The 21,820-nt window shown below is 55.0% G+C and carries 20 protein-coding genes; all 20 read left to right on the top strand.

Translation table 11 applies throughout. From position 1 onward, the window contains the following. Positions 1 to 3 precede the first annotated feature (3 nt). A complete protein-coding gene (locus A2V21_301010; GenBank protein OIJ72958.1) occupies positions 4 to 1,197 on the top strand; it encodes a hypothetical protein in 1,194 nt (397 codons plus the stop codon). 190 nt (positions 1,198 to 1,387) lie between these two features. Beyond that, positions 1,388 to 1,732 carry a hypothetical protein gene (locus A2V21_301005; GenBank protein OIJ72957.1) on the top strand — a complete coding sequence of 115 codons (345 nt, stop codon included), beginning with the start codon at positions 1,388 to 1,390 and terminating at the stop codon, positions 1,730 to 1,732. Between the two features lie 39 nt (positions 1,733 to 1,771). Beyond that, entirely contained in the window at positions 1,772 to 2,431 is a 660-nt protein-coding gene (locus A2V21_301000) for a hypothetical protein (GenBank protein OIJ72956.1), read from the top strand. Continuing rightward, a complete protein-coding gene (locus A2V21_300995) occupies positions 2,421 to 3,578 on the top strand; it encodes a hypothetical protein (protein ID OIJ72955.1) in 1,158 nt (385 codons plus the stop codon). The genes A2V21_301000 and A2V21_300995 overlap by 11 nt, the downstream gene beginning before the upstream one ends. Further along, positions 3,566 to 5,116: a hypothetical protein gene (locus tag A2V21_300990; protein OIJ72954.1), complete on the top strand. Its 1,551-nt coding sequence runs from the start codon at positions 3,566 to 3,568 to the stop codon at positions 5,114 to 5,116. The genes A2V21_300995 and A2V21_300990 overlap by 13 nt, the downstream gene beginning before the upstream one ends. Before the next feature lie 37 nt (positions 5,117 to 5,153). Further along, positions 5,154 to 6,152: a hypothetical protein gene (locus tag A2V21_300985; GenBank protein OIJ74997.1), complete on the top strand. Its 999-nt coding sequence runs from the start codon at positions 5,154 to 5,156 to the stop codon at positions 6,150 to 6,152. Between the two features lie 396 nt (positions 6,153 to 6,548). After that, on the top strand, positions 6,549 to 7,163 hold the full coding sequence (locus A2V21_300980; GenBank protein ID OIJ74996.1) for a hypothetical protein: 615 nt from the start codon (positions 6,549 to 6,551) through the stop codon (positions 7,161 to 7,163). Between the two features lie 251 nt (positions 7,164 to 7,414). Continuing rightward, positions 7,415 to 7,900, top strand: a complete 486-nt coding sequence (locus A2V21_300975; GenBank protein OIJ72953.1) for a hypothetical protein — start codon at positions 7,415 to 7,417, stop codon at positions 7,898 to 7,900. A 95-nt stretch (positions 7,901 to 7,995) separates the two neighbouring features. Further along, positions 7,996 to 9,150 (top strand): hypothetical protein, encoded by a 1,155-nt coding sequence (locus A2V21_300970; protein OIJ72952.1) that lies wholly within the window; start codon positions 7,996 to 7,998, stop codon positions 9,148 to 9,150. A 20-nt stretch (positions 9,151 to 9,170) separates the two neighbouring features. Continuing rightward, entirely contained in the window at positions 9,171 to 10,172 is a 1,002-nt protein-coding gene (locus A2V21_300965) for an oxidoreductase (GenBank protein ID OIJ72951.1), read from the top strand. Next, complete coding sequence (locus A2V21_300960; GenBank protein OIJ72950.1) at positions 10,169 to 10,672, top strand: acetyltransferase; 504 nt, start codon at positions 10,169 to 10,171, stop codon at positions 10,670 to 10,672. Before A2V21_300965 ends, A2V21_300960 begins: the two co-directional genes overlap by 4 nt. Then, positions 10,665 to 11,870, top strand: coding sequence for an erythromycin biosynthesis sensory transduction protein eryC1 (locus A2V21_300955; GenBank protein ID OIJ72949.1), 1,206 nt, complete (start codon positions 10,665 to 10,667; stop codon positions 11,868 to 11,870). Before A2V21_300960 ends, A2V21_300955 begins: the two co-directional genes overlap by 8 nt. Continuing rightward, positions 11,861 to 13,177 carry a hypothetical protein gene (locus A2V21_300950; GenBank protein OIJ72948.1) on the top strand — a complete coding sequence of 439 codons (1,317 nt, stop codon included), beginning with the start codon at positions 11,861 to 11,863 and terminating at the stop codon, positions 13,175 to 13,177. Before A2V21_300955 ends, A2V21_300950 begins: the two co-directional genes overlap by 10 nt. Further along, positions 13,174 to 14,229 (top strand): hypothetical protein, encoded by a 1,056-nt coding sequence (locus A2V21_300945; GenBank protein OIJ72947.1) that lies wholly within the window; start codon positions 13,174 to 13,176, stop codon positions 14,227 to 14,229. The genes A2V21_300950 and A2V21_300945 overlap by 4 nt, the downstream gene beginning before the upstream one ends. A 10-nt stretch (positions 14,230 to 14,239) precedes the next feature. Further along, entirely contained in the window at positions 14,240 to 15,559 is a 1,320-nt protein-coding gene (locus A2V21_300940; protein OIJ72946.1) for a hypothetical protein, read from the top strand. Beyond that, positions 15,559 to 16,464: a hypothetical protein gene (locus A2V21_300935; protein OIJ72945.1), complete on the top strand. Its 906-nt coding sequence runs from the start codon at positions 15,559 to 15,561 to the stop codon at positions 16,462 to 16,464. Before A2V21_300940 ends, A2V21_300935 begins: the two co-directional genes overlap by 1 nt. Further along, on the top strand, positions 16,434 to 17,678 hold the full coding sequence (locus tag A2V21_300930; GenBank protein ID OIJ72944.1) for a hypothetical protein: 1,245 nt from the start codon (positions 16,434 to 16,436) through the stop codon (positions 17,676 to 17,678). Before A2V21_300935 ends, A2V21_300930 begins: the two co-directional genes overlap by 31 nt. Beyond that, positions 17,668 to 18,522: a hypothetical protein gene (locus tag A2V21_300925; protein OIJ72943.1), complete on the top strand. Its 855-nt coding sequence runs from the start codon at positions 17,668 to 17,670 to the stop codon at positions 18,520 to 18,522. Before A2V21_300930 ends, A2V21_300925 begins: the two co-directional genes overlap by 11 nt. A 3-nt stretch (positions 18,523 to 18,525) precedes the next feature. Beyond that, a complete protein-coding gene (locus tag A2V21_300920) occupies positions 18,526 to 20,442 on the top strand; it encodes an asparagine synthase (glutamine-hydrolyzing) (GenBank protein OIJ72942.1) in 1,917 nt (638 codons plus the stop codon). Between the two features lie 129 nt (positions 20,443 to 20,571). Then, entirely contained in the window at positions 20,572 to 21,819 is a 1,248-nt protein-coding gene (locus A2V21_300915; protein ID OIJ72941.1) for a hypothetical protein, read from the top strand. Position 21,820 lies beyond the last annotated feature (1 nt).

The following is a 21,820-nucleotide window of genomic DNA, read 5'->3' as shown; positions in this document are numbered from 1 at the left end:
CCGATGCCGACTTTCAGCTACAGGGCGTATAACAGGGGCGGCTCGCCGGTTGCCGGCACCATAAACGCCGCCGGCCCGAGAGAGGCTGTCCAGGAGCTTAAAAATACCGGCCTTTACCCGACAGAGGTAAAACAGGCCAGGGCAGAAGGAAGTTGGGGCCATCGTGTGAAGGCAACAGAGCTGGCGGCCTTCACCAGGCAGCTGGCAACACTGCTTGCCTCCGGAACAAACCTTTCAGAATCTCTTTCCGTTCTCGCTGATACAGCCTCCACCCAGAAATTACGCGCCGTGATACAGAGCCTTAAGGAATCGATATCCGGCGGAAGCTCATTCGCCAAGGCGCTCGAGGAGCACCCGGATATCTTTACACCTCTTTTCAGGGGGCTCATCGTATCGGCTGAAGCGAGCGGCTCGCTCGACACAGTGCTCCCGAGGCTTGCCGATTACCTGGAGAAGAGAGCCAGGATAGCCGCGGAGGTAAAGGCCGCCCTCACCTACCCCGCGCTCATGACCATTGTCGGCATAACCGTCCTCGGCTTCCTCTTTATATTCGTCATACCTAAAATAGCCCGGATATTCGAGGAAACAGGGACCCCGCTTCCCTTCATAACCGTTGTACTCCTGTGGACGACCGGCATGGCCGCGAAGTACTGGCATATCCTCCTGGCCGGAACGGCCGGAGCCGTGTGGATAGCGGCCCGGGAACTAAAGCGGGGTCGCGGCATGGAGTATATTGACCGCCTTGCGTTGAAACTTCCATGGTTCGGCCCTATCGTGATGAGCTTCCAGGTAGCGACCATGACGCGCACCCTCGGGAGCCTTTTAAAGGGCGGCGTGCAGCTATTGACGGCGCTGGAGCTGACCAAAGAGGTCACCGGCAGCCTTGTCTTCAAAAACATGCTCTCGTCTGCCGTACAGGACTGCGCAGGAGGGACGCCGTTATCGATGAGCCTCAGGAACTCAAGCGTACTTCCACCATTCGCGGTGCACATGATAAGCGTCGGGGAAAGAAGCGGCGCGCTCGACGAGATGCTGCTTAAGGCCGCCGACTCGTATGATTCCGAGTTTGAAAACGGCATCAAAAAGAGCCTTAACCTCCTGGAGCCATCCCTGATCCTTATCATGGGCGTGGTCGTAGGCTTCATAGTGCTTGCCATGCTCCTGCCTATCTTCGAGCTCAACCAGGTCATCCGCTGACCTGTCACAACGGTATTAATCCCACTCACACAACCAAACACCTATTCCGCTGGTAGTAATCCTTTTAATACCCTTTTTTATTCTTTCGATGGATTGTATTGCCGAAAGCGTCGGCTATCCTTATTTTTGTAGGGCGCATTGGAAAAACAATTGACATCGGCAAGTCAATAAATTTATCAGGCAAGCGCGAATGATCAGAATATGCCCGGAATGCAGCAAGGCCTTTTACGTACAGATAGGAACAGAGCGGGCGCGCTGTCCGCACTGCGGGGTATTCTTCACCGAGCGCAGGCGCTCGAGGCGCGCAAAAATGGAGTTTGTAATGAAGTTGTCGGTAAGCGGCACGATCTTCACGGCCAGGACGACTGATCTCACTTACGATGGGGCGGGGATATTATTAAAAGGAACTACGATCGAAAAAGACACGCTTCTGGACGTAAACATCGAGGAGCTGATGATGGGTTGGCAAGCCAGGACCGTCTGGGCAAGACGGGTTTCCGGGTCGGTCGTCTCAGCGGGGCTTAAGCTCCTCTAAAGAGCGGGGGCCGCGCCCCCTATTGGAGGTCTTCTTGAAATGACAGAGCAAATGAAAAAAATCTTTTTTCTACCGGCGCTTTTCATACTGCTGACGGCGTTTTTCATGGCTTCTACCCCAACAGGGGCTGTGGCCGCTGAAAAGAAAGCCCAGTCTTCGAAGAAGGCCGCAAGCCAGGAGAAGCAGGAACAGGATAAAGGGACAGCGCAGGACCCGGATTATCTCATCGGCATAGAGGATGTCCTTGAGATATCGGTATGGAAGAACCCGGAGATCTCCAAGACAGTACAGGTGCGGCCGGACGGGATGATCACGCTTCCGCTCATCGGCGACGTAAAGGCATCCGGGCTTACGCCGATACAGCTGCGGGAGGAGATAAACAACCGGCTCAAGGCCTACCAGGAGACCGCCATCACGTCGGTTATCGTCCAGGACGTCAGGAGCTACAAGATATTCGTGCTCGGCGAGGTCTTGAACCCTGGCACTTACATGGTATCGAGAAGGACGACGCTGCTGCAGGCCATAGCGATGGCCGGCGGCTTAAGCCAATTCGCATCCAATAGCATAGTCCTCGTCAGGGAAAACCTGGGCGAGGAGACCGAGAAGATCAAGATTCGCTTCAGCGATATAGTTGACGAAGACGAAAAGAGGGACAAAAACGTCGTACTAAAGCCCGGAGACACCCTCTTTGTGCGCTAGACCAAGGATAGTCGCTCTGCTGGCAGCGGTCCTGCTCGCGATACCAGGCGCCGCGTACGCACAGTCAAACACGGTCGTACCTTCCGTGACGCTTGACCTGAGGTACGACTCTAACGCCAGGCTGGCAGAGTCAGGCACATCTGACAGAAGCGACTTCGTAGCGTCGGTCATACCCAGGTTCGAGTTCGCGAGGGACAGGGCCCGCTACGATATTAGAGGCTACTACAGCCTGGTTGCCGATTACCATACCAACAACAGCGAACTTAACAACATCGCGCACAGCGCCGGGATCGCTTTTGACACAAGCCTTACGAGCAGATGGAAATTCGGGGCTGGAGACAACTTCAACTACACGCAGGATTCCTTGAGGGCGTTAGGTTTCGAACAGGGCGTGCTCCTGACAAGGACGAACATGCTTACGAACAACGCCTTTGTGAATATAGGAAGGCAGACCACCAGGAATACAGAGGTATTGCTGACACTAAGGGACTATGTTCAGAGATTCGACGACCCGGCCTTTGTGGACAGCCGTTCTGACTCGGCAACACTCACCGGGAAATACGCTTACAGCCGGAGCGGGACGGCAAGGTTTTCTTACTCTTACACAAACTACGATTTCGAATCTGACGGAAGCAACGTTGTGCAGACACACGGGGTAAGCGCTGGAATCGCGGAAGCGGTTTCAGCAACACTCAACCTGGACCTCGGCGGCGGGGTCTCCTACGCGAAAGGGCTCGACGGAAGCGACGAGCTTTTCGTCACGGCTAACGCGGGGATAAAGAAAACCCTCAAGGACTCGGTGATGTCGCTTGCGTACGAAAGAGACCTGACAAACCCCACCGGCCTCACCGACAGGCTGATAACAAGCGACGCTGTGACCTTTATCTGGGACTTTACCCTCGCCAGGAACGTATTCGCCTCGCTTTACACCGGGGTTGCGAAGCGCCAGTCGGAGCCCGAAGGCGCGGTTGACCTGAACTCGTATATCGCCGAGGTCTCAGGGAACTGGCAGCCGTACAAGTGGCTGATATTGGGCACAGGCATCTCCCAATACCAGCAATGGCCTGGCGACGACCTCGGGACCGGGCTTACACGGAGTAAAATATTCGTCAACTTAACGCTAACAGGCGGAGAGTGGAGGTTCTGAACGACATGGAAGAGCCCAAAAAAACCATATTTGACCAGCTGTCGGTATTCATCTACAGAAAGTGGCTTTTCCTGGCACCGCTCGCGGCCGGGACCGTCGTGGGGTTGATGCTCAGCTTCGAGATACCTGAGAAGTACAGCTCGAGCACCCTGATAGTCGTCGAGGAGCAGCAGATCCCGGAGGAATACGTCACGCCAACGGACAGGACGCCATTCAGCCAGCGCCTTAACGTCATAAGCCAGCAGATACTCAGCAGGACGAAGCTCGACCAGATAATAAAGGAATACAAGCTCTACGAAGACCAGGGGCCGAGCAGGCTTGACAGGGCGCTGGCCTACATCACCGGGAACGATATCGACTACAGCACCCCGGAAGACACGATAGAGCAGATGCGCCAAGACATCCAGTTCACGGTAATAGGCGAGGCCGGCGGCAAGAAGGGGCAGGGCTCAGGCGGCAACGCCTTCAGCATAACGTACCTGGGGAGCGACCCGCAGACGACCATGGAGGTCACGAACACGCTCGCCTCTCTTTTCATAGAGGAGAACCTGAGGGTAAGGGAGCAGTACGCCGAAGGCACGTCGGAGTTCATCACGAGCGAGCTTGACAGCGCTCAAGAGGCGCTCGAAAAGCAGGAGCAGAGCATAAAGGAGTTCAAGCAGGCGCATATGGGCGCGCTCCCGGAGCAGCTTGAGGCGAACCTGCGCACGCTCGACAGGCTGCAGCTTGAGCTTCAGAACGTGACGACGAACCTGAAACTTAACGAGGACAGGAGAAACGTCCTTGAAGAGCAGCTAAGCTATGGCCCCATCCCAGCCTCTTCCTCATCGATGAGAGGCGGACTTGCAACCGAGCTGGAGAGCGCGAAGGGGGAGCTCGCAATGCTCCTTTCCATGTTCAAGGAGACGTATCCTGACGTCATAATCCTTAAGAAGAGGATAAAAGACCTTGAGGCGCGGCTCGATGAAAATGCTGGCGGCTCGGATAAAGAACGCAGGAAAAACTCTCTGGACGTGATGAACCCGGCCTACGCCGAGCTCATGTCGGTAAAGTCCCAGATATCGACGCTCAGGCAGCGTGACAACGAGATACTGCGTAATATGGCCGACTACCAGAGGAAAGTTGAACTTACTCCCAATGTAGAGCAGCAGCAGTCCGACCTTATGAGAGACTACCAGATATCGCTTGATAACTACCAGGGGCTGCTGGGCAAAAAGATGAACGCAAGGCTCGCCGAGAACCTTGAGAAGAGGCAGAAGGGCGCGAGGTTCAGGGTCGTTGACCCGGCGAACCTGCCGGACAGCCCGGATTATCCGAACAAGCCGCTCGTGAGCGCGTTAGGACTGCTTGGCGGCGGAGCCTTCGGCACAGGCCTCGTATTTCTCTTCGAGTTCCTAAACCCGGCGTTCAGGAAGCCTGAAGACTTCGAAGGGACCATCGATATACCGGTGCTTTCCAGCATCCCTCTTTTCCTGCCGGACGCTGGCAAGACAAAGCCTGAGCTCAAGGTCGTAAAAGGAAGGACCGCAAGTGCTTAACTTCGACTGGTTCAAAAAGATGATCAACGGCGAAAAAATGCCCCAGAGCAATGAACAAGCGCCTGAGGCAAGGCCGCGGCCGGTAGCCGTCACATCGCTTTTCGGCACGCAGGTATGGGCTGTGGGCGGCGGCAAGGGCGGCGTGGGCAAGAGCCTTTTCGCTTCCAATATGGCGATCGCCCTGTCGAAGCAGGGCAAAAAGGTACTGCTTCTGGACGCGGACCTGGGCGCCGCCAACCTTCACACATTTTTAGGTGTCGAAGGGGGCAAGGGATCTCTTTCCAGCTTCCTCAAAAACGAGATATCCGACCTCGGATCTCTCGTATCCAGGACGCCTTTCCCCAACCTGGACCTCATAAGCGGCGCGAAGGACTCTCTCGACGTGGCTGATGTCAAATCGACCCAGGTCGCGAGGCTCAGGCAGGCTCTCAAGAAGGTGGAATACGATTTCGCCATCCTTGATATCGGACCGGGGACCTCCGCGAACATCCTCGACATGTTCCTGATGTCAAACCAGGGGATAATAATAGCCACACCGGAGCCGACGACCATAGAGAACAACTACAGGTTCCTGAAGTGCCTCTTCCTCCGGAAGATAAAGACGATAGCCGATTCACAGCCTGACGAGGTCTTGAAGGGGCTGCTTCAGAAGATCTTCAGCGACAAGTGGTCGCAGCGCGTGAAGACGGTATCAGACATAACAGAGCAGCTGATAATGGCCGACTTCAACCAGGGCAGGATGCTCAGGGAGGACCTCAGGAACACAAGCATATCCATGATAATGAACCAGGCCAAGAACGGAGGCGACAGCGAGATCGGCGCCTCGATAGAAAAGGCCTGCTCGGATTATTTCGGCGTCCGCATCGATTACATTGGCGCACTCGGCTACGAAGAATGCGTTGGAGAGTCGGTCAGGAGCAGACGCCCGCTCATGGTGCACTTCCATAACTCAGCCGCCGCCAGGTCGTTGGAAGCCTGCCTCGCGCGGCTTCTGGATAAGAGCAGGGTATCACAGCAGATAACCTTCCAAATCTAAGGGTGCTCCATGAGGCATAAGGAAGAGAAGACACATTACGAGCTACTGGAAATACCGGCTACTGCCTCTGGAGAGCTGATCGAGGAGGCTTACAGGAAGGCCAAGGGCCTTTACAGTGGCGACTCGATGGCACTTTACTCGCTCTACTCGCAGGAGGAGCGCGAGGAGAAGCTCCGGCAGCTTGATGACATATATGAGACCCTCATGGACCCCGTCAAAAGGAAGGCCTATGACGAGTTCATCGGCGGCATGGTCACCTCCCCTCCCCCGTCAGCTGAATGGAGCGTTGAGATGGCCTCATCGAAAGACATCTACGACGAATACAACGAGGCAGGCGCGTTCAGCGACAAGCTAAGCCTTAAGCAGCCGCTTGCCGTGGTAGAAAGCAAGGAACCGATGGTCGCCGAGAGGTACAGGATACTGTACACGAGGCTTGAACAGCTGAGCCTCAAGAATTCATATAAGACGATAGCCATAACCAGCGCCATCAAGGGAGAGGGAAAGACGACAACGGCCATCAACCTCGCGTACCTGATGGCGACGGAATTCGGGAAGAAGGTCCTGCTGATGGAGAACGACCTCAGGTGCCCCGCCATATCGTCGGGCTACCTGAACATGGGGCGGCTGAACGGCCTCATAGACGTCATAAATGGGGACGCGGACCTACGGTCAGCCATTAACAGGCTTGACGACACGAACCTCTATTTCCTGCCGGCGAGGGCAAGCGCGAAGAACTCATCGGTCCTGCTCGATTCCCAGAGCATGAGGAGCGTGCTGGACAACGTAAAGGCGCACTTCGACTACATAATAATAGACGCTCCGCCGATACTCCCGCTCGTTGACATGAACATCCTGTCACGCATGGTAGACGGGCTTCTGCTTGTGGTCAGGGCTGGCAGCACACCGAAAGACCTCGTAAAAAAAGCGGTAGGCGCCTTGCCTCTTAAAAACCTTGTCGGAGTGGTGCTGAACGGAGCGGATGACGTTCACATGAAAAAATACTACTACTGACCTTCCCAAGCCTGTCTGCAAGCCGTTTACGGGGACCTGGGAACTTCATCAAAGACCGGCTGTTCGCCGGAAGGAGCGAATACCATCTTCATAAGAGCTCGCTCAAGCTGATCAATCAGGCGTGGAACCCGTGGAAACATTATCCTCCATGCCATCCCGCGACATAAAGGCCTCAAACAGGCCGGACAAAGGCCGTTCCGCGTTTACGGAATGGACAGGGGTAGTGTTTTTCCGATGAACGGAGGAAAACAATGCTGAGCTGGTATCTGGTCTATACTAAACCGAAATACGAGGACAACGTCGATACACTGCTTACGAATGCAGGGTTCGAGGTGCTTAACCCCAAGATAGTGGAGCGCAGATATCAAAGGAACAAGGCCGCGGAGGTCATCTCGCCACTGTTCCCCTGCTATATATTCGCCAGGTTCGACAAGATGCGCGAGTACCACCTTGTTAAATACACAAGGGGCGTCAAATGGGTCTTGAGGAACGAGAACGGCCCGGCAGAGATAAACGATGACGTAGTCAAATCGATAAGAGGCAGGATAGAGGACGGCGTTATTACGATCAGAAAGGTTTTTTCCCCCGGCCAGGAGCTAGTGGTCAATGGGGGCCCCTTCGAGGGACTTCCAGCGATATTCGAACGCGAGATGACAGGCATGGAACGTGTAAGCATTCTGCTGAAATCGATAAATGTCAGGGTCGTGATCGACAGGTGCATGATAACAGCCTGCTGAGAGTAGTCATACGTATCAACCTTTAACCGAGATGAAAAATTTAAAAGGGGGGGCAACCGGCGCCTCAACGGCGGTAGCCTGCCCGGGTACCCAAAATGAAAAAACTCCTGAAGAGTACTGAACGATACATAAGAAGCAATATCTTCCACTTCAAATGCTCGGACTTTCTGAGGGAGCCGGATTCCGGGCTGTACGTAGAGGATTACTTTAACGAGATGGTCTACCTTGAGCGCAGGAGGGCAGAGCGTTCCGGCAGACCATTCCTCATGATGCTCGTCGACCTTGAAAACATCCTTGGAAGACCGGATTCGCCCCAGACTGTCGCCATCGTCTCGCGCAAGGTAAGCGATATAACACGGGAGACAGACATAAAGGGATGGTACAGGCACAACCATGTGGTAGGCGTCATATTCTCCGAGACCGGCGCCTCCGGCATAGAGCCCTTAAGGGAAAAGGTAACACGGTGCCTCCTCGCGGAAGACGCTCTCGGGAACGTGGCAGCTGAACTCAAGCTCTCTTTCCATATTTTCCCGGAGGGAACAGGTCCAGGAAGCGGCATACCTGTCGATTTCAAGCTCTACCCCGACCTTGCGCGCAGGGACACGGAGAAGAAAAAGAAGCTGATCGCGAAACGGGCCCTGGACATCATTGGCAGCATCTTCGGCATACTGGTTTTCCTGCCTTTTTTCATCGCGTTGCCGCTGCTCATAAAGCTCACATCGAGGGGGCCGGTCTTTTATAAGCAGCAGAGGATCGGAGAGTACGGAAGACTCTTCACTTTTTTCAAGTTCAGGTCTATGCGCCAGGGCGTTGACGACAAGATGCACGCTGAATACGTCAAAAAGCTCATAACAGAGGACAGTGCCTACTCTGGCGGCAACGGCCAGGCAAGGGTCTACAAGATAAAGGACGACCCCCGCGTGACGGCTATAGGCAGGTTCCTGAGGAGGACAAGCCTCGACGAGCTACCTCAGTTCATTAACGTGCTGAAGGGCGACATGTCCCTTGTCGGCCCAAGGCCACCCATCCCATATGAGCTGGAAAACTACGGGCTGTGGCACTGGCGGAGGGTCGTCGAGGCGAAACCGGGCATAACGGGGCTCTGGCAGGTTACTGGAAGGAGCATGACCACGTATAACGACATGGTAAGGCTCGACCTCAAGTACATCGAACGATGGTCTCTATGGCTGGATCTCAAGATAATCCTCCTCACGCCTTTCTCGATGATATCGAGCAAGGGCGCCTACTGAGTCAAAGGGGGCAACCAATAATGATCAGGATAGGCGTTATCGGCTATGGCTACTGGGGGCCGAACATCGTAAGGAACTTTAATTCCGCTGAAGGAGCGGCAGTTGTGGCGATATGCGACAAGAACCCTGCCGCCCTGCAGCGCGCGAAAAGGAACTGCCCGAATATAAAAACGACCTCTGAAAGCCGCGAGATCGTAACCTCCCCTGAGATAGATATAGTGACCGTCATCACGCCTGTAAGCACCCACTATGAACTTGCAAGGGAGGCGCTCCTGAACGGCAAGCACGTCTTCGTCGAGAAGCCCTTCACCGCGACGGCGGCGCAGGCGGAGGAACTGATTGAGATAGCCGAGAAGAAGAACCTCAAGATAATGGTCGATCACACCTTCCTCTTCACCAGCGCGGTAAAGAAGATACGGGAGATCATAGATGACGGGGTCCTTGGCGAGCTCTATTACTACGATTCGACCCGTGTGAACCTGGGCCTCTTTCAGCATGACGTAAACGTAATATGGGACCTCGCGCCACACGACCTGTCGATAATGGACTACCTGGTGAAAGAAAAGCCGATAGGCATTGGCGCGAGCGGCAAGGCCCACATCAACTCGAAAGAGGATATCGCCTACATAATGGTCTACTTCCCGAACAACGTCATAGCGCACTTCAACGTGAACTGGCTCTCGCCGGTAAAGCTCAGAACGACGCTCATCGGCGGAGAGAAGAAGATGCTCGTCTGGAACGACATGGACGCCGACGAGAAGATAAAGGTCTACGACAGGGGGGTGCAAGTGACCTCGAAGGAAGGCATATACGATCTTCTCGTCAGCTACCGGTCAGGGGACATGTGGGCGCCGAAAGTAGACCAGAGCGAGGCGCTCAAACTCGAGACAGATTACTTCATAGACTGCGTCAGGAACAACGAGCGTCCCTTCAACGACGGCCTGGCAGGCCTCAGGGTAGTGCGGATGCTTGAGGCGTGCGACGAATCCCTCAGGAACAACGGGAGGATGGTGGCGCTATGACGGTAAAAAGCGAGACATCGACAGACTTCAACAGGATCGCCCATGACGTCCGGCTCGGAGCTGGAGTCAAGCTAAGCGGATTTATAAATCTCTACGGCTGCACCATAGGCGAGAACACTAAGATCGGGGCGTTCGTAGAGATACAGAAGAACGCGACCATAGGCAAAAACTGCAAGATATCGAGCCATTCATTCATATGCGAGGGCGTGAAACTGGAGGACAACGTCTTCATAGGACACAACGTGACATTCATAAACGACGCCTACCCGAGGGCGACGGCCGCGGACGGCAGGCTCCAGAACGAAGCGGACTGGCGGGTCGAGACTACGCTCGTAAAAACAGGCGCGTCTATCGGTTCTGGAGCGACCATCTTAAGCAAGGTCACTATCGGCGAGAACGCCATAGTGGGCGCCGGCAGCATTGTAACGCGTGATGTCCCGCCTGACACGATAGTTGCCGGGAACCCCGCAAAAATACTGAGGAGCATGAAAGATGAATAAACCAGAGGCGCTGCTTTCAACGCCATTTGTAGACCTCACCTCCCCTCACATCGAATTGGAGGAGGAGCTGGTATCTGTTTTCAGGGAGGCGCTCCGAGGCGCAAGGTTCATAGGAGGACAGGCTGTAGAGGACTTCGAAGGGAACTTCGCGGCCTACTGCGGGGCCTCATTTTGCGCGGGTGTCTCAAGCGGCACAGACGCGCTGCGGCTCGCGCTTATGGCAGCCGGGATAAAACGCGGAGAGACCGTCGTTACCGTCGCCAATACGTTCATAGCTACAGTCGAGGCGATAACACAGGCAGGCGCAAGACCTGCCTTCGTAGACATAGACGAGGCTACATTCAACATGGACCCGGCAAGCCTGTGCGAGTACATCGAGTCCTGCTGTGATATCTCTCAGGACGGAAGGCCGGTTGACCGCAAGACCGGGAGCACCGTTACCGCGGTAGTCCCAGTCCACCTTTACGGACAGGTATGCGATATGGACGCCATCAATGAAGCCGCCCGCAAATACCGGCTTACTGTGATAGAAGACGCCTGCCAGGCGCACGGGGCGGCGTATTTCTCAAAGGCCGAGAACAGATGGAGGACTGCAGGCTCAATAGGCGCTGCCGCGGCTTTCAGCTTTTATCCGGGCAAGAACCTCGGGGCGTGCGGTGAGGCAGGCGCGGTCACCACAAACGACCGGGAAGCAGACCAGTTGATAAAGATGCTACGCGACCACGGCCAATCGAAGAAGTATCACCACGAAGTCGAAGGATACAACAGCAGGCTGGACGCGATACAGGCCGGGTTCCTCGACGTCAAGCTCCGCCGCCTCCCGGCCTGGAATGAGATGCGAAGGGAGCGCGCTCACGTATATTCAGAACTCCTCGCAACCGATAAGGTCGTGCTCCCCGCAGAGCACCCGGGGAGCCGCCCCGTCTACCACCTCTACGTCATAAGGGTCAAGGACCGGGACGGGCTGCAGAGGCGCCTTTCAGACGCGGGGGTCTCGACCGGGCTTCACTACCCTGTTCCGCTTCACCTTCAGAACGCGTACCGGCACCTTGGATTGACAACAGGCGACCTCCCGGTTACGGAACGCGTCGCCGCAGAGATACTCTCGCTCCCCATGTACCCGGGCATTAAGTATGAACAGCAGCAAAGGGTCGCAAAGCTCATAGTCGACCACACCGGGGGCGTCTTTTGTCGATAGGCTTTCTAAGTCACGTCATCGAGACCAAGGGCCTTTTTCATTCCATCGAGCGCACGCTTCAGGTCTTGTTAAGATACTCTTTCGGAAGGCAGAGGTTCACCGAGATGATGGAAGCGCTTGAAAAAGGGCTCGGCCCGATTGGCGTTAGGGTCACCTTCTGCGTAACCGGGGACCTGCTTGAAAGCCATCACAGCTTTTTTGAAAGGTTCCGGGACCTCGGCCATGAATTCGCCGCCCACGGCTACGTACACACCAACATGAAACTCAAAAGACTCGAGGAACAATGCGACCTGGTGGAGAAAAGCTACGCGGCTTTCGAGAAAGCGCGCCTGCCTGTCAACGGGTTTCGGTGCCCGTACCTGAGCTACAACGGGGACACGATGGCGGCCCTGGGGAAAAGCCGCTTTCTCTGGACAAGCAACAACTTGATACTCTGGGACGAGGGCGTAAATCCCAAGGCCAGCTATAACCGGCACATGAAAAAGCTCGGGCTCCTCTACAATACATCGAGCCATGAGGTCGCGATCTCGCTGCCGTCACAGGCCGGCAAGCTCATCGATATCCCCATAACAGCGCCAGACGACGAGATGCTCTTCGAGAGATACCGTGTAAAGGAGAGCTCGGCCATAACCGGGGTATGGAGCTCTATCTTCGAGAAGATCTACTCCAGAGGCGAGCTCTTCCACCTTTTATTCCACCCAGAAAGGTTCAGGTACTTCGAAAGGACGATAAAGGTCCTCGCAGAGCAGGCCAGGGAGAAGTCTCCGAAGGTATGGTTTGCCACGCTGGGTGAGATAACCGCCTGGTGGGAACGGAGGCAGTCGTCAGCCTGGGAGATCGAAAACACAAACGGCAGGGCGTGGCTGAGACTCACCGCGCCTCCTGAATCAGCGGTGCTCATGAAGCGCACTGAGAGGCAGCATGATGACAGGTCGATATGCGGGATCTACTCGGTTGCTGACATGTCGATGAGAGACGGATATTCATGCTTTGAGACGGACGACTGGAAAAAACACACGATACAACTGTCCAACAGTTGTTCGCCGGATGTAAGACGATTCCTCTCGGAAGAGGGCTTTATCGTAACCGTTGAGGAAGAACCACATAAAGAAGCCCTCTTGATCGACGGCTACCAGAGGTTCGGAGATAACGACAGACGGCCGCTCCTTGAGATGGTCGAGAAAGCGCCCTACCCTCTCCTGCGCCTATGGAGATGGCCCTACGGCGCTCAGTGCGCATTCGCGATCTCGTCTGACGTTGACTCGATAAATGTAGCCGATTTCTTTAAAAGGATGCTGAACTTTTGACCGATACCATCGGCCGTATCCATTTATACACCATCGAGGAAATTGGCGCGGTCAACTGGGACTCTTTCGTCTCCTCATGCGATGGCAGTACCGTCTATCACCACTCTGCCTGGCATAAGGCTATAGAGCTGACGTATGGGATAAAGCCCCTTTACCTGTTGATGATCCTAAAGGGGCAGATCTCAGCGGCAATGCCAGCGGCGAGCATCAAGGGCATCCTTTCCGGATCGAGGCTCGTATCCTACCCCTTCTCGGATGTGTGCGGCCCGGTCTTCAAGGGGCATGAAGAGGAAAACTTTCTGGACCAGATCGCGCGCATGCAGGATAACCCGTATGGGTCTATAGAGCTGAGGACATCGGTCAAGAAACCCATCCGCGGCTTTTCAGCATATGACAATTACGTAAACTTCTCTCTCAAGCTCACAAACGACACCGAAAAGCTCATAGCCTCCTTTCACAAGGACTGCGTCCAGCGGCAGATCAAAAAGGCCTTCAGGGCAGGAATCGAGGCCTTTGAAGGCACGTCGATCAACGACCTCAGGGATTTCTACGGGCTTCACGTGATGACAAGAAAGAGGCAGGGCGCTCCTGTGCAGCCTTTCTCCTTCTTCAAAAACCTGTGGAATACCCTTTCTCCGTACGGGCTGGTCTTCCTCATAATGGTCAGGAAGCGTGGACGCGCGGCTTCAGGAGCGCTCTGCCTCAGGTTCAGGGATACCGTCTACTACAAGTTCGGGGCTACCGATGAGAGGTACTTTCGCGACGGGGCGGGACAGCTCGCGCTATGGTCGGCTATCAAAAAGGCCTCAGACGAAGGATACGGGGTTTTCGACTTCGGCAGGACCTACATTGGGAACAGGGGCCTCATGGATTTCAAAACGAGATGGGGGGCTTCAGCCACGCCGTTATATTATATCCAGAGCCCCGAGAGAAAAGCAGTGCTCAAGGACGAGGGGGCCCATCCCGCCCGCATAGCAGGCGCGTTCCTGAGGATCATACCCGGTTTTTCAAACAGGATACTTGGAAGGCTTTTCTACAGGTATCTCGCATGAAAGGGATATGATGCAAGAGTACGGTGACATACATCCCCTGGCGCTTGCCTTTACGCTTGCCTCAGGCTTTCTCATGCTGCTTCTTCCCAGGAGGGCTGCGCTTGTGCCGCTCATCTTTGCGGTAGTCTTTATCCCCATACAGCAGCGCGTGATAATCGCCTCACTGGACTTCTTTATCCTGCGGATTCTCGTCCTCCTCGGCTGGGTCAGGGTCATCATAAGGTCAGAGCACCAGGAGATGAAACTTAACAGGATAGACAAGCTCATGCTCCTGTGGACTTTTTCCAGCGTAGTCGTCTACTCGCTTTTATGGCAGACCTCCGGGGCTCTCGTCAACAGGCTCGGTACATCCTTCGATATCATAGGCGTATACTTCCTCACCCGTTTCCTCGTCAGGTCCATGGACGACGTGCTCTGGGTCGCGAAGACGCTCGCCGTCGCGGCCATTCCAGTAGCGCTGGCGATGCTGGTGGAAAGGCAGACCGGCAGGAACCTCTTCTCCATCTTCGGCGGAGTGCCTGAGTACACAATAGTAAGGGAAGGCAAGCTCAGGTGCCAGGGTGCGTTCTCGCACCCGATAACCGCAGGCTCTTTCAGCGCTTCCCTCCTGCCGCTCTTCGTTGCCGCGAGAAATCTGAACGGCAGAAGCCTCCTCATGTACTTTGGCATCGCGGCGGCGACGCTCATCACCATAAGCACATCGTCAAGCGGACCGGCGCTCGCCTACCTTGCGGGTGTGATCGGGATATTCCTCTGGCACTACAGGAAACATATGCGGGTCATAAGATGGGGCTTTGTCTTTACCCTGCTCGGCCTCCATATGGTCATGAAGGCGCCGGTATGGGCATTGATGCTCAAGGTAAAGATATTCGGCGCATCGACCGCATTTCACAGATACAGGCTATTCGACCAGTTCGTCAACAGGGTCGGCGAATGGTGGCTTCTCGGGGTGCAGTCTACCGCTTCATGGGGATATTACCTCTTCGACGTGACAAACCACTTCATCCGGATCGCCGTTGACGGCGGCATGATTACCCTGGCGCTCTTTATCGCGATACTCGCCTACTGCTTCCAGTCGGCAGGAAGGGCCGTAAAATCGGGATATTTAAAGCCCGGCCATGACAAGGTCGCCTGGGCGCTCGGAGTATCCCTGTTCGTCCATGTGGTCGCATTCTTTGGAGTATCTTACTTCGACCAGGTAAAGGTCATCCTTTACATGAACCTCGCGATGCTCGCGGCCGTAAGGAGCCTTACGGAAGAAGAAAAACGCCTGGCCGCCCAGGTTGCCCCTGTATCAGCCATCGGCGCAGAAGGGACCTCACGGGCCTGATGGCAGATATCACGATAATAATAGTAAGCTGGAACGCCAGGGAGTACCTGCTGAGGTGCCTTAAGTCGCTTGAGTGCGGCCTCGGCGAGCTTGAGGCAGAGGTCATAGTGGTCGACAACGCGTCCACGGACGGCTCTGCCGAGGCGGTCCGCGAACTCTATCCTGAAGTAAAGCTCCTGGTCCAGAAGGAGAACCTCGGGTTCGCCAGGGCTAATAACATAGGCATAAGGCAGAGTACGGGAAAATACGTCTGCCTGGTAAACTCTGACGTTATCGTCCTCGAAGGATGCATGGAACGCCTTTTTTTCTTCATGGAAGAAACCCCGCTCGTCGCCCTGGCCGGCCCGCTCGTCTTCAACCCTGACATGACCCTGCAGCGGACATGCAGGAGCTTCCCGTCGCTTAAAAGCGCACTCTGCTCGGCGATAGGGCTTGACGGATGGAATTACCCGCCCCATGACGCCATTAGAAAGGTCGAGGCTATAAGCGGCTGCTTCATGATGGCAAGAAAAGAGGTCATGGACGAGGTAGGGCTTCTGGACGAGAGGTTCTTCTTCTACGCGGAGGACATGGACTGGTGCAAGAGGTTCCATAACGCCGGCTGGGAGACAGTATTCTACCCTGAAGCCAGGGCCATACATTACGGCGGCTCGAGCTCTGCCCTGGCCCCCGTTAGATTCTATGTCGAGATGCAAAAGGCCAACTTGAAATATTGGAAAAAACACAGCGGACCGCTCAAGCGGTCCGCCTATCTCTCGATAGTCTTTCTCCATCAGGCGCTGAGGATAGCGAGGTCCGCGATCCAGTTTACACTCGATCCATCCGGAAGGGAGGCTGCCGCGCACAAGGCCAAAAGGAGCGCGGCATGCCTTAAATGGCTCTTTACACGGGCAAGGATGGCTTAAAGATGGGGAGCGGTACTCAAAGGGTCGCCATGGCCGTATTCTCTTACTACCCCGCTGACCCGAGGGTCCGGCGCGAAGCCGAGGTCCTCGCCAGGGCTGGCATAGATGTAGATGTAGTCTGTCTCGGCAGGGCCGGCGAGCCAAGAACCGAGAACTACGGCAGAATAACCGCCCACAGGGTAATGCAGGGGACGGAGCGCAAAGAGAACCTAATCAAGTACTTCCTGCTTTCGACCCTTTTCGCCGTCCTGGCATTCTTAAGGTTTCTTTCCCTGTCGCTTCGCCACAGGTACAGTCTCGTACAGGCGCATAACATGCCAGACCACCTTGTGTTCGTTGGCCTGCTTCACAGGCTCGCCGGGGTCCCGGTAATACTGGACCTGCACGACCTCACGGTAGAACTCTTCGAGTCAAAGACGAGGCAAAACCGTCTGAAAGTCCTGCTCCCTGTCGTTAAGCTGGCCGAGCGCCTCTCGTGCGCCTTCGCCGACAGCGTCCTTACCACGAGCCCGGGGTTCAGGCAAAGGCTTATAGAACGAGGCATACCGGCGAAGAAGATAACACTGGTATTAAACTCCGCGGACAACGGCCTTTTTAAAATGCCGCGCGCGCGCGCCTGGCGGAAGATAGAGCGCGGCCCGGCGCTACTTTATCACGGCACAGTGGCAAAGAGGTTCGGCCTTCACGTCGCGATAGAGGCAGTCGGATTGCTCAAAACGAGGTTCCCGGAGACAAGGCTCAGCATATACGGCAAGTACGACCCGTCTTACAGGGAAGAGCTGGAAGCGCTCGTTAGGGAAAAAGGGCTTTCCGGGCACGTGGAGCTTGGCGATTATCTTCCACTCGACCGAGTAAGCGAGGTCATCGGGACATCTGACATGGGGATCGTCCCGTACCTTGACGACCCGTTCATGAACCTCGCGCTTTCAACCAAGATATTCGAGTACGTCTGCATGAGGATGCCTGTTGTGGCTTCAAGGCTCGATTCGATAAAGTCGATATTTGACGAGGAGAGCATCAAATACTTCACCGCCGGAGACACTGTCGACCTGGCTGAACAGATAGAGGCTTTCTGCGCCAGCCCGGAGCAGAGAAGGTCTTTCACGGAAAAGGCCGCGGGTGCGTATGAGGTCGTCTCCTGGCCCGTGATGTCGCAAAGGTACCTCAATACGGTCAACGGGCTTATATGCGAGGAAGGCAAAAATGGCCACTGAGAGCTATGTGGCGGTCACGCCTGTCAGGAACGAAGCATCCTATATCCGGGAGGCCCTGGATTCGATGCTCTCACAGACTATAAAGCCCGTTGAGTGGGTAATAGTAGACGACGGTTCGACCGACCAGACCCCGGAGATCATACGGGAATATTCGGCTAGGAACCCGTGGATCAAGCTTATCAGGCTGCCCGGCACGGAAAGGTTAAGGGGCGGACATATCGTGGGGCTTTTCTACCGCGGGCTAGCCGCCGTCAATTCAAGCTTCGAGTATATCGTCAAGCTCGACGGCGATCTGTCCTTCGATCCGGATTTCTTCGAGAAGGCGCTCAAGCGAATGTACCTTAACCCTGCCCTCGGCATAACCAGCGGGATAAGGCATATACGCGTAAACGGTGGCCTTGTAGAAGAAAGATCTGCCGAAAGGCATACGCACGGGTCCTGCAAGATATACAGGAAGAGGTGCCTCGACGACATTGGCGGGCTTATCCCTGCAATGGGCTGGGACGGCATAGACGAGATAAAGGCCAGGATGAAGGGATGGACCGCCGAGCCGGTAGCCGGGCTCCGGGTGATACACCTGAGGCCTGAGGACAAGGCGGCAGTGACATTCAGGTCAGGCGCGGAACGGGGCCGCGGCTCTTACTTCATGGGATATCATCCGGTATTCCTGCTTGTGAGGGCGATAAAATGCGCCATTAAGTCCCCTCTCGACGGCATCGGCATGCTATACGGGTATTTAAAGGCGATCTTAACAAGCGGAGAAAGGATCGACGACGCCGACTTCATCAAATACCTGAGGTCAAACCAGTTAAAAAGACTTTTTCTCATAAAGGACAGGGTATAAAAAATGTGCGGTATCTGCGGAAAACTGAACTTTAACGGAGCACCTGCCTCACAGGGCAGAATCGACGCCATGACAGACATCATGGAGCACAGGGGGCCTGACGACAGGGGCACTTTTCTGGACGGCCCGCTTGGACTGGGGCATAGAAGGCTCAGCATACTCGACCTCTCGCCCCTGGGGCATCAGCCCATGATGAACGAGGACTCTACCGTGGCCGTGGTCTTTAACGGCGAGATATACAACTATATCGAGCTTAGGGATGAGCTGAGGAAGGCAGGACACTCCTTCAGGTCTTCCTCGGATACCGAGGTCATCGTACACGCGTACGAGGAATACGGTGCGGAGTTTGCCTCGCGGTTCAACGGGATGTTCGCGATAGCGGTATGGGACACGAAAAAAAGAGAGCTGACTCTCGTGCGAGACAGGCTCGGCATAAAGCCACTTTACTACCATATCGACAGCAGGGCCATCTCATTCGCCTCCGAGATAAAGTCCCTGCTCGAAGACCCTGAAGTCCCGAGGGGCGTGGATATGCAGGCGCTATCCAACTTTCTCACGCTCCATTACGTGCCTGGGCCGAGGACGATGTTCGACGGAATACAGAAGCTACAGCCAGGACATATGATGACCGTACGGAATGGGCAGGCGCGCGTCGAAAGGTACTGGGGATTAAAGAAAGATACGGCCCTCTCGAAGTTCATGGTCAAGGCCGAAGAGGAGGACCTGGCCGGACATATCTACTCCGCGTTGAAGGAGTCTGTAAAAAAACGGATGCAGAGCGACGTGCCGGTCGGAGCGCTCCTTAGCGGAGGGCTCGATTCCAGCGCCATACTTGGGCTCATGACCGAGCTTGCAGGCAAGCCCGTTCCCTCTTTCACAGTCGGGTACAGCGCATCAGGCGATGACAGCGTCTCAGAGTTCAGGTATTCGAGAAAAGCGGCCAGGCACTTTGAGAGTAATTACAGAGAGGTCGTAGTCACCGCCGAAAAGTTCCTCGACTTCCTGCCTAAGGCCATCTGGCACCAGGACGAGCCAATAGGCGAGCCCGCCTCCATACCCCTTTATTTCGTGTCGAGGCTGGCAAAGGAGAACGGGGTGACTGTGCTCCTTACAGGAGAAGGCTCGGATGAGCTCTTTGCCGGGTACAACCGCCACTGGGGCGAGGTCCTCTCCGGGTATTACCTCCTGATGCCAGGGCTGATGAGGGATACGATATTAAAAAGACTGATACATATGCTGCCCGGCGCTCCGCTCCTCAAAAAAGGCCACCGCTCTATGTCGATACCGGACTTCAGCGGCAGGTACATGTCCTGGCACACGGTATTCACTGAGGAGATGAAGCAAGGCCTCCTTAATGACCATAGCGGGTTAAAAAACACCTTCTCCGACATATTCGAACGTTTTCTGCCTGACATACAGGGCATGGACAACATAGACAAGATCCTTACGCTGGATACGAACGTTTGGCTCCCGGATGACCTCCTCATGAAAAAGGACAAGATGGGGATGGCGACTTCCATAGAGGCCAGGGTCCCTTTCCTTGATTACACATTTGTGGAACTGGCGTTCCAGGTGCCGGCCAGGCTCAAGGTAAAACGCCTGGTGACAAAATATATACTCAAAAAGGCGCTCGAAAGGCTCCTTCCTAAAGAGATAATCTATCGTAAGAAAGAGGGCTTCCCTACCCCCATATCAGGCTGGATACGCGGTGAACTTAAGGATTTTACGATAGAGCTCCTTTGCTCTGACGGGTCGCTCTCACACGGCCTTTTTGACAAGGGTGTGGTAAGGAAGATCGTCGAAGCCCACTTAAGCGGCAGGGAGGACAACAACAGGATGATATTCCCGTTGATAAACTTCGAGATATGGCACAGGCTCTTCATATCAAGGGCGCCAGTCGGCAAGCCAAGTTATACATAAAAAAACAACCTCATCCAAATCAGAACTCTTCAGTACCTGAAAAAAACATAAACCACCTTCAATTTAATGAGAAAACCATCAGATCAGCCCAAGGTATTTCTCCTGGGTGCGTCTTTCAATACCAGGAACATGGGCGTAGGCGCGCTCGCAGCCGGGGCCATAAAATGCGTCAAGCAGTGGCGCCCTGATGCCGATATCGCCATCCTTGATTACGCCAAAAGAGGCGAATTTTATAACCTCGTAGTCAACGGCAGGGATATCCTTGTAAAACTGGTCAACATCCGATTCTCAAAAAAGCTCTTCCTGCCCAACAATATCGCGCTCCTTATAGTACTTGCGGCTGCCGCGAGGGTCATCCCTTTCAGGAGGCTTAGAGCGAAGCTGATAGCAGGCAACAGCACCTTGATGGAACTTGATTCGGCTGACGTCGCGGCGTCTATCGCTGGCGGGGATAGCTTCAGCGACATCTACGGGTTCGGACGCTTCTTCTATGTCTGCCTCCCGCAGATACTCGTCATCCTCATGGGAAAGCCCCTTGTTCAGCTCCCCCAGACCTTCGGGCCGTTCAAGATGGGCGTTACAAAGGCCGTGGCGAAGTTCATACTGCAAAACTCATTCGCGGCCTATTCGAGGGACCGGGACGGATTGACCGATGTCCGTGCGCTTATCGGTTTACGAGGGGATAGCGAAAAGGTGCGTTTCTGCTTTGATATGGGCTTTGTCGTGGACCCGGTAAAGCCGGAACGCATATCAGTCGAAGGGACGGAACTTGACGGCGCGGAGCAGGCAACATGCACGGTTGGGCTGAACGTCAGCGGGCTGCTTTACATAGGCGGCTACAGCATGAATAACATGTTCGGCCTCAAGGTAGACTACAAGCGGTTGATAGGCGAGATAATAGACTTCCTCATCATGAAAAAACGCGCAAATATCATACTCATCCCGCACGTCTTTGGCGGTCACAGGGAGAGCGATTCCGAGGCATGCGCAACGGTATACGAAGAGCTTAAGGCCTCTTACGGCGGTAGGCTGTCGCTACTGTCCGGCGAGTACGACCAGGGCGAGATAAAGCACATGATCGGCAAATGCGGTTTCTTCATAGGCTCAAGGATGCACGCCTGCATAGCCGCGCTCTCACAGGGCGTGCCTGCCGTCCCGATTGCGTACAGCAGAAAGTTCATCGGGGTAATGGAATCCATAGGAGTAGAGGGCTATGTGGCAGACCCGTGCACACTCGATTCCGACGGCGTCCTGAGGGTCGTAGACAAGGCATTCGAGGAAAGAGCCGAGATCGCAAAAAAACTGAAAGGGGAGATGCCATATGTCAAGGAGACCGTCCTTAATCTGTTCGAGAGCATGGGCCTCGGTCGCGGGTGAG

The sequence above is a fragment of the Deltaproteobacteria bacterium GWC2_55_46 genome, from assembly GCA_001595385.3.
Classification (GTDB): domain Bacteria; phylum Desulfobacterota; class GWC2-55-46; order GWC2-55-46; family GWC2-55-46; genus UBA5799.
Note: the sequence above shows the minus strand (reverse complement) of the source record. Positions and strands in the feature narration are given on the sequence as shown.